Annotated in this window: 5 protein-coding genes and 3 rRNA genes; 7 read left to right on the top strand and 1 reads right to left on the bottom strand. The window is 56.8% G+C overall.

Annotated features, from left to right (window positions below; translation table 11 throughout):
* The 5 genes from JAB1_RS17130 to JAB1_RS17110 all read left to right on the top strand — a co-directional run.
* Positions 1 to 1,706, top strand: a 23S ribosomal RNA gene (locus JAB1_RS17130); the annotation flags it as partial.
* Between the two features lie 138 nt (positions 1,707 to 1,844).
* Positions 1,845 to 1,957: ribosomal RNA gene (rrf, locus tag JAB1_RS17125) — 5S ribosomal RNA — on the top strand.
* 331 nt (positions 1,958 to 2,288) lie between these two features.
* The gene (locus tag JAB1_RS17120) at positions 2,289 to 2,978 is read left to right on the top strand and encodes a hypothetical protein (RefSeq protein ID WP_083299801.1); all 690 of its coding nucleotides are present in this window, start codon (positions 2,289 to 2,291) and stop codon (positions 2,976 to 2,978) included.
* 62 nt (positions 2,979 to 3,040) lie between these two features.
* Complete coding sequence (locus JAB1_RS17115) at positions 3,041 to 4,519, top strand: DUF2868 domain-containing protein (RefSeq protein ID WP_070281105.1); 1,479 nt, start codon at positions 3,041 to 3,043, stop codon at positions 4,517 to 4,519.
* Positions 4,516 to 6,006, top strand: a complete 1,491-nt coding sequence (locus tag JAB1_RS17110; RefSeq protein ID WP_070281103.1) for a DUF3482 domain-containing protein — start codon at positions 4,516 to 4,518, stop codon at positions 6,004 to 6,006. The genes JAB1_RS17115 and JAB1_RS17110 overlap by 4 nt, the downstream gene beginning before the upstream one ends.
* Positions 6,007 to 6,010: 4 nt before the next feature.
* Here JAB1_RS17110 and JAB1_RS17105 read toward each other — a convergent pair whose 3' ends face one another.
* Positions 6,011 to 6,910, bottom strand: coding sequence for a LysR family transcriptional regulator (locus JAB1_RS17105; RefSeq protein ID WP_070281100.1), 900 nt, complete (start codon positions 6,908 to 6,910; stop codon positions 6,011 to 6,013).
* A 103-nt stretch (positions 6,911 to 7,013) separates the two neighbouring features.
* Between JAB1_RS17105 and JAB1_RS17100 the strand changes: the two genes are divergently transcribed.
* Both JAB1_RS17100 and JAB1_RS17095 read left to right on the top strand, forming a co-directional pair.
* Positions 7,014 to 8,093, top strand: coding sequence for a tartrate dehydrogenase (locus JAB1_RS17100; RefSeq protein ID WP_070281099.1), 1,080 nt, complete (start codon positions 7,014 to 7,016; stop codon positions 8,091 to 8,093).
* A 436-nt stretch (positions 8,094 to 8,529) separates the two neighbouring features.
* Positions 8,530 to 8,826: ribosomal RNA gene (locus tag JAB1_RS17095) — 16S ribosomal RNA — on the top strand; the annotation flags it as partial.

Here is an 8,826-nt window from a genome sequence, read left to right as displayed (position 1 = left end):
ATATGGTAGGAGAGCGTTCTGTAAGCCTGCGAAGGTGTCTTGTAAAGGATGCTGGAGGTATCAGAAGTGCGAATGCTGACATGAGTAGCGATAATGGGGGTGAAAAGCCTCCACGCCGTAAGCCCAAGGTTTCCTGTTCAACGTTCATCGGAGCAGGGTGAGTCGGCCCCTAAGGCGAGGCAGAGATGCGTAGCTGATGGGAAGCAGGTTAATATTCCTGCACCGTCGTATGATGCGATGGGGGGACGGATCGCGGAAGGTTGTCCAACTGTTGGAATAGTTGGTTTTTGGCTCATAGAAGGCGCTTAGGCAAATCCGGGCGCGGAATTCAAGGGGTTGAGACGAGTGAACTTGTTCACGAAGCAATCGGAAGTGGTTCCAAGAAAAGCCTCTAAGCTTCAGTCATACGAGACCGTACCGCAAACCGACACAGGTGGGCGAGATGAGTATTCTAAGGCGCTTGAGAGAACTCGGGAGAAGGAACTCGGCAAATTGGTACCGTAACTTCGGGAAAAGGTACGCCCCGGTAGCTTGATTGGTTTACTCCATGAGGGTGAAAGGGTTGCAATAAACTGGTGGCTGCGACTGTTTAATAAAAACACAGCACTCTGCAAACACGAAAGTGGACGTATAGGGTGTGACGCCTGCCCGGTGCTGGAAGATTAAATGATGGGGTGCAAGCTCTTGATTGAAGTCCCAGTAAACGGCGGCCGTAACTATAACGGTCCTAAGGTAGCGAAATTCCTTGTCGGGTAAGTTCCGACCTGCACGAATGGCGTAACGATGGCCACACTGTCTCCTCCCGAGACTCAGCGAAGTTGAAATGTTTGTGATGATGCAATCTACCCGCGGCTAGACGGAAAGACCCCATGAACCTTTACTGTAGCTTTGCATTGGACTTTGAACCAATCTGTGTAGGATAGGTGGGAGGCTTTGAAGCGGGGACGCTAGTTCTCGTGGAGCCAACCTTGAAATACCACCCTGGTTTGTTTGAGGTTCTAACCTTGGTCCGTTATCCGGATCGGGGACAGTGCATGGTAGGCAGTTTGACTGGGGCGGTCTCCTCCTAAAGTGTAACGGAGGAGTTCGAAGGTACGCTAGATACGGTCGGACATCGTGTTGATAGTGCAATGGCATAAGCGTGCTTAACTGCGAGACTGACAAGTCGAGCAGGTACGAAAGTAGGACATAGTGATCCGGTGGTTCTGTATGGAAGGGCCATCGCTCAACGGATAAAAGGTACTCTGGGGATAACAGGCTGATTCCTCCCAAGAGTTCATATCGACGGGGGAGTTTGGCACCTCGATGTCGGCTCATCACATCCTGGGGCTGTAGCCGGTCCCAAGGGTATGGCTGTTCGCCATTTAAAGTGGTACGTGAGCTGGGTTTAAAACGTCGTGAGACAGTTTGGTCCCTATCTGCCGTGGGCGTTGGAAATTTGAAGGGGGCTGCTCCTAGTACGAGAGGACCGGAGTGGACGAACCTCTGGTGTACCGGTTGTCACGCCAGTGGCATTGCCGGGTAGCTAAGTTCGGAAGAGATAACCGCTGAAAGCATCTAAGCGGGAAACTTGCCTTGAGATGAGATTTCCCAGAGCCTTGAGCTCTTTGAAGGGTCGTTCGAGACCAGGACGTTGATAGGCTGGGTGTGGAAGTGCAGTAATGCATTAAGCTAACCAGTACTAATTGCCCGTACGGCTTGTCCCTATAACCTTAGCAGGTACAGAGGATGAGACGGTACAACGTTGCGTGTGTGTTGATACTACCAGTCATTACCCCAATCTTTGCTTCTTCCAGATTCAGGCTTTGTCGTCCCACAGGAGACAAACGCCAGTACAAGTTATGCCTGATGACCATAGCAAGTTGGTCCCACCCCTTCCCATCCCGAACAGGACCGTGAAACAACTTTGCGCCGATGATAGTGCTGCAACCAGTGTGAAAGTAGGTTATCGTCAGGCTTGTTATTCGCAGTAAGAGAAAAACCCCGCCAGCAATGGTGGGGTTTTTTTTCGTCTGGTGCTTTGTTTTGTGCACATTTTTACTGTACGTATGGCGGAGTTGGCCGAAGTTATCGGCTGCGCACCTTTTTTGCGGGAATGCCAGAACACCTTTGACGCGTAATTCAGGTCGACACTTGTAAGATGCCCAAAATATCCATCTTGCCCCTTCCGTGTTGCCCGCGGCGGGCACCGTCATGTTCTCTTCATATTGACACTGTACGATGACTTGCATGGCTGCTGCTCTTGAGTGGCCAGTCCCTTTCATCTCATCAAGTAAATGTGTACACCCATGTTGGCCAAGCTTAAACTCGTCAAAACTCCCACAGGCATCGATAGCGCCTTGATGCTCTCGGCCATGCTGATACTCTGGATCGGCAATTACAGCAATCTCGACCTCATGATCGCCGACAGTATGTTCGACGGTGCGCGTGGGCAATTTGCCGGCGCTGACAGCGCGTGGGCGCGCGGTTTCCAGTGCTGCATGACCTTGCTGGCCGCGGCAGCGATAGTCCTGGCGGTCTGGGACACGCAGCGTCCGCTGGCCTGGTCTGCCTCACGCCGCAGCGCCTTGCGCGTGGTGGCCCTGTCGGCCATCTTGGTGCCGCTAAGCATCTATTTGCTCTCTTCCTTCAGCGATGTGCCTTGCCCCACGGATTTGCTGCGCTATGGTGGACTGCAACCGTATACGCGCCTGCTGGAAACATTGCCGGCTAGCGCATCTGCCATGGTCTGCTTGCCCGCCACGCATGCGAACACTGCCTGGTGGATGCTGGCCTTGCCATTGTTCTGCCTGCCCGGACGGCCACGCACGGCATTTTTGTTCGCCAGTGTCATGTTGCTGTGCGGTTTGGCGGCAGGCTGGCAGCAGCAGTTACAAGGTAAGCAATTTTTTACGCACACCTTGTGGTCTGCCTGGATCGCTTCTTTCCTGATCTATCTGCTGCATAATTTGTTCCGAGCCGAGGACGCGTTGGCCTGAAACACAAAAGTACGTCACAATCTGCCTGTCTAGTTGTCGTTTCATACAAAAACAGGAGCACCATGAACGAGCAGATTGCGAGAGAAGTGGTATTGGTCCGTGCTATCGAGACGGCCGACCAGAAAAAAGAAGTCCTCAGCGAGGATGACCGCATGTATGCCAGCCGCAGCGCGCGTGAGCTTGCGCAGTGGCAAGCTTCGGGCAAGCAGGCCGAAGTGACAGGTGACGATTTCCTGCAGCAGCGCTCCGAGCTGATCCTCAAGCGCATCACCGAGCGCACGCCCGCTTTTGCTGCCTTCGCGAAACGCCGTAACGGCATGAAGACCCTGGCGCTGACATTGCCCTTGCTGGCACTGCTGCTGGGTGCCGGGCTGGACCGCATCACGGATCCCCATCGCGTGGATCTGCTGTCGGCGCCCTTGCTGCTGATCATCGCCTGGAATGTGCTGGTCTACCTGGGCTTGCTGATCTGGCTATGCATCCCCTCGCACTCCCTCGGCTGGCCGAAGGCGGGACTGGTGCGCCACCTGAGCGTGGGCCGCCTGGCGTTGCCGCGCAAGCTGCCGCACGCCTTGTCCTCGGGCTTGCTCAGTTTTATGGGGGAATGGGCGCACTTGAGCGCCAAGCTGACGGCCGCGCGCCTCAGTCGTACCATTCACCTGAGCGCCGCCATGTTTGCCATCGGCGCCGTCGCTTCACTGTACGCGCGCGGCTTCCTGTCGCAATACGCGGCCGGTTGGGAAAGCACTTTTTTGAATGCCAGCCAGGTGCACAGCCTGCTTTCGACCCTGTTTGCGCCGGCTATTGCCCTGTTTCATTTGCAAGGCTTTTCGCTGGCGGAAATCGAAGCGCTGCGCTTCCCGCAAACGACGACCGTCGAAGGCGGCGCACGCTGGGTGCATTTATATGCGGCAACGATTTTCCTGCTGGTGGTCGTTCCCCGCCTGATACTGGCACTGGTCAACAACTGGCGCGCTGCGCGCCTGGCCAAGCATTTTCCGCTGGATCTCGATCAACCGTATTTCCGCAAGCTTAATGAAAGCATCGGCGTGGTAACTGGCGGCATGCTGCGTGTCTTGCCGTACAGCTTTACTGTCGATGAGGCACGTCACAAGGGCCTGGCGCAAATCTCCCTCATGCTGTTCGGCGAGCAGGGCCGCATGATGCTGCGTCCATCGACGTCGTATGGCGAGGAGCCGCAGGACGTCTTGCGCGACACGGACTTGAATGATCCACAAGTCAATATCACGGCCGTGCTGTTCAACCTGACGGCGACGCCGGAAAAGGAAAACCACGGCGCCTTCCTCGATTACCTGGCGCAATCGTCGGCACGCGGCATCGCTGTACTGATCGACGAATCCAGCTACCTGGAACGCGCGGGCGAGCAGGTAGATAATGCCGCCCGCCTGGCGGAAAGAATCGCCTTGTGGCAACAGTTCTGCCAGTTCCACAAAACCACGGCCACCCTGGTCAATTTGCTCAATCCTGCCTTGCACCCGCTCGATGCCGGTGTCGGGCTGAAAGTATCGGCAGCAGCATGAGTGTGAATGTAAATAAAAATGTGCAGGATGATGCGGTACAGATTCAGTTTGCGCTGATTTCGCACACGAATAATGGCAAGACGACCTTGGCGCGCACTTTAGTGGGCGTGGACATTGGCGAAGTGCGCGATGCGGCCCACGTGACCGTGTTTGCGGAATCGCATACTTTGCTGGCCACGCCGCAGGGCGATGCCTTGCAATTGTGGGACACGCCTGGCTTTGGCGACTCCGTGCGCCTGCTCAAGCGCCTGGGCCAGTCGGGCAATCCCATCGGCTGGTTCCTGCGCGAAGTGCTGGACCGTTACCGCGACCGCCCGTTCTGGCTCAGCCAGCAGGCGCTGCGTACGGCCAAGGACTCTGCCGACGTGGTGCTGTACCTGGTGAATTCCTCGGAACATCCCAAGGATGCGGGCTACTTGCCGGCAGAAATGAAAATCCTCGCCTGGCTGGATAAGCCGGTGGTGGTCTTGCTCAATCAGGTGGGGCCGCCGCGTCCTGGCAATGAGGAGCACGGCGAGCAAGCGCGCTGGCGCGAGCATTTGCAGCAGTATCCCATCGTGCGCGATGTCCTGGCGCTCGATGCCTTTGCCCGCTGCTGGGTTCATGAGCGCGTGTTTTACGAAGCCGTGGGTAAATTGTTGCCGCAGTCGCAGCAAGCCGGCTATGCGCGTCTGTTTTCTGCCTGGCAAGAGCAGAATACGGCGCGTTTCCAGCAAGCCATGCATTTGCTGGCCACGCAACTGGCAGTGGCAGGGCAGGATCGCGAAGCCATCGAGCTCGGCTCCAAGGGCTTGCTGAAATCGGCCTTGCAGGTAGTGGGCATCGGTAAGAATGCAGAGCAGCAACGCCAGGAAAAGGCGATGGCCAGCCTGGTGGCACGGCTCAATACGCACAGCGGCGTGACCACGCGTGAGCTCTTGATCTTGCACAAACTCGATCCGACCGATGCGCATAAGATCAATAGCCGGATACGGGAAAATTTTGCCGTGCGCGCGCCGATCGACAAGGCGCAAGCGGGGTTATTGGGTGCCATGATTTCCGGCGCGGCGACGGGGCTGTCGGCCGACCTGATTTCCGGCGGCCTGACTTTGGGCACGGGCGCCTTGCTTGGTGGCGTGGTCGGTGCGCTGACGTTTGCCGGCGCTGCCTGGGGCTTTAATTCCGGCACGGACCGCAATGAACCCACTATGCAATTCACGGATGCCTTTTTGCGCACCCTGGTGGTGGCGGGCGTGCTGCGCTACCTGGCGGTGGCGCACTTTGGCCGCGGCCGCGGCAATTTCGTGGAAAGCGAGGCGCCGGCTTTCTGGCAGGATGAGGTCGAGCAGGCGGTGGCGCGCCATGAAGGCGCATTGGCCGAGCTGTGGAAAGAGGTGCGCCGGGAAAAATCGCCGGAGCAGGCCGCCGAGCGCGTCTTGCCCGTCATGTCGTCCATCACCTCCGATACCCTGGCGCGTCTGTATCCGGATGTGGCGCGTCTGGTATAGCTTATCAGGCGCGGGATTGCAGCCACCGTTCCAGAAATTGCACGCAGGCCCTGACCTTGGCCGAGTTCGACAGCCGCGAAGTGGTCACCGCCCACACATCGGCGACCTGATGATACGCGGGCAAAATGCGCACCAGCTTGCCTTGCGCCAGGCTGCTTTCCACATCCCATGCCGAACGCAAGATGATGCCGTGGCCGTCCAGCGCCCATTGATGGACGATCTCGCCATTATTGGCCGATAGCGGCCCATCGACCTTCACCGTTTCCGACCCTTGCGGACCCTGCAGTTTCCAGCGTCGCCCATCCAGGTCACGCTCGCGGATGACGATGCAGTCATGCTCGCGCAATTGCGCCAGCGTGTCCGGCGTTCCGCGTTGTGCCAGATAGGAGGGGGCGGCGCACAGTACGCGTTGATTGCTGGCAATGCGGTGGGCGATCAGGTCTGGCTCGCGCACCACGCCGATGCGAATGTCGAGATCGAAACCCTCGCCCAGCAGGTCGACGGGACGGTCGAGCAATTCCAGCTGTATTTTCAAGTCTGGATATTGCCGTGCCAGCTGGGAGAGGGCGGGACCGAGCCGGTTGCGCCCGAAGCCGGAACTGGAGCAGATGCGCAGTAGGCCCCGCGGCTGCAATTTCGACTGTGCTACCGCTTCCCCCATCTGTTCGACATCTTCCAGGATGCGCTGCGCCCATTGCCGCACGATCTCGCCGTGATCGGTGACGCTGACCCTGCGTGTGGTCCGGTGCAGCAAACGTACTTCTAGCGCCGCTTCCAGCATGCCGATGCGCTTGCTGACGACCGCCTTGGAAATACCCAGTTCCAGCGCCGTGGCGGCGAAACTGGTTTTATGGGCGACCTGGCAAAACAGGCGTAAATCTTCCAGCAGCGGCGTATGTTTCATCGATTGAGCACGAAATGTGGATACTGAGGTCATGAATACCCTGATTGTATTCTGATGCGGCGCCAGTATCATCAACGCATCCATCTATAAACAGGAGAACCTCATGCCCGCACACAGAATCGCAGTCATCGCCGGCGACGGCATAGGCAATGAAGTCATGCCGGAAGGGCTGCGTGTCGTCGAGGCTGCCGCGCGCCGTTTCAATATCGACCTGCAGTTCACGGCCATGGAGTGGGCGAATTGCGACTACTACCTCGAGCACGGTCAGATGATGCCCTCGGACTGGTTTGCCCAGCTCAAGGATTTCGACGCCATCTATTTTGGTGCCGTCGGCTGGCCGGACAAGGTACCGGATCATATCTCGCTGTGGGGTTCGTTACTAAAATTCCGGCGCGAGTTCGACGAATACGTCAACTTGCGGCCCGTGCGCCTGATGCCGGGTGTGCCGTGCCCGCTGGCGAACAAGAAGCCGGGCGATATCGATTTCTATGTGGTGCGTGAAAATACGGAAGGAGAATATTCGTCCGTGGGCGGGCGCATGTTCGAGGGGACGGAACGCGAAACGGTGCTGCAGGAATCCGTGTTTACGCGCAAGGGCGTTGACCGCATCCTGAAGTATGCGTTTGAGCTGGCGCAAAGCCGGCCTAAAAAACACCTGACATCGGCGACCAAGTCGAACGGTATCGCCATCAGCATGCCGTATTGGGATGAGCGGGTGGAGGCGATGGGCCCCAGCTTTCCCAATGTCCACTGGGATAAATACCATATCGACATCCTGGCGGCCCGTTTCGTGCTCAGTCCCGAGCGCTTCGACGTGGTGGTTGCGTCGAATCTGTTTGGCGACATTCTGTCCGACCTGGGCCCTGCATGCACGGGAACGATTGCCATCGCGCCATCGGCCAATATCAATCCGGAACGCACGTTCCCCTCTGTCTTCGAGCCCGTGCACGGATCCGCACCCGATATCTATGGCCAGAATATCGCCAACCCGATCGGCATGATCTGGTCGGGCGCCATGATGCTGGACTTCCTCGGTAATGGTGACGCCAATTACACGGCCGCGCATGACGCGGTTTTGCGCGCCATTGAGAAGGTGCTTGAGCATGGCCCGCGAACACCGGACATGGGCGGCAGCGCCAGTACGACCGATGTGGGCATTGCAATTGCCGAATTGCTGAAATAAAGCTTGCCGCCCATGGGCGGCTTTGCTATAGTTCGCCTCCCCAATGAGACGCACTAGTTTGCGGCACAAAAGGGACAGCCTTCAGGGGCTGGGTAGTAGAAAAGAAGGTGTTGACGATTGTGCTGAAATGCTTCATACTCTTCCTTCTTCGCAGCTGACAAACACAACGCTTTGTCGATGGCGCGAAAGCAGTAACCAAATACAGTTCTTTAACAATTAACAGTCGATAAGTGTGGGCATTTGATGTAAGTGCAGCGTCAATCTTCGGATTGGCGTAAAACTTAAAATATCAAATGTTCACAAGAAATAATGAAATAGGCGCTACGAAAGTAGTGGCCTGTCAGTTTTTTGAGTGAGCAAACACCTCGCAATGCGAGGGGTTTGAACTAGTTAAATAGTTCGACCATGCCTGTAAAAGGGCAAAGTAACAGAGATTAAACTGAAGAGTTTGATCCTGGCTCAGATTGAACGCTGGCGGCATGCCTTACACATGCAAGTCGAACGGCAGCACGGAGCTTGCTCTGGTGGCGAGTGGCGAACGGGTGAGTAATATATCGGAACGTACCCTAGAGTGGGGGATAACGTAGCGAAAGTTACGCTAATACCGCATACGATCTAAGGATGAAAGTGGGGGATCGCAAGACCTCATGCTCGTGGAGCGGCCGATATCTGATTAGCTAGTTGGTAGGTAAAAGCTACCAAGGCATCGATCAGTAGCTGGTCTGAGAGGACG

Source organism: Janthinobacterium sp. MP5059B (assembly GCF_001758645.1).
GTDB classification, from domain to species: Bacteria; Pseudomonadota; Gammaproteobacteria; order Burkholderiales; family Burkholderiaceae_D; genus Janthinobacterium; species Janthinobacterium lividum.
Note: the sequence above shows the minus strand (reverse complement) of the source record. Positions and strands in the feature narration are given on the sequence as shown.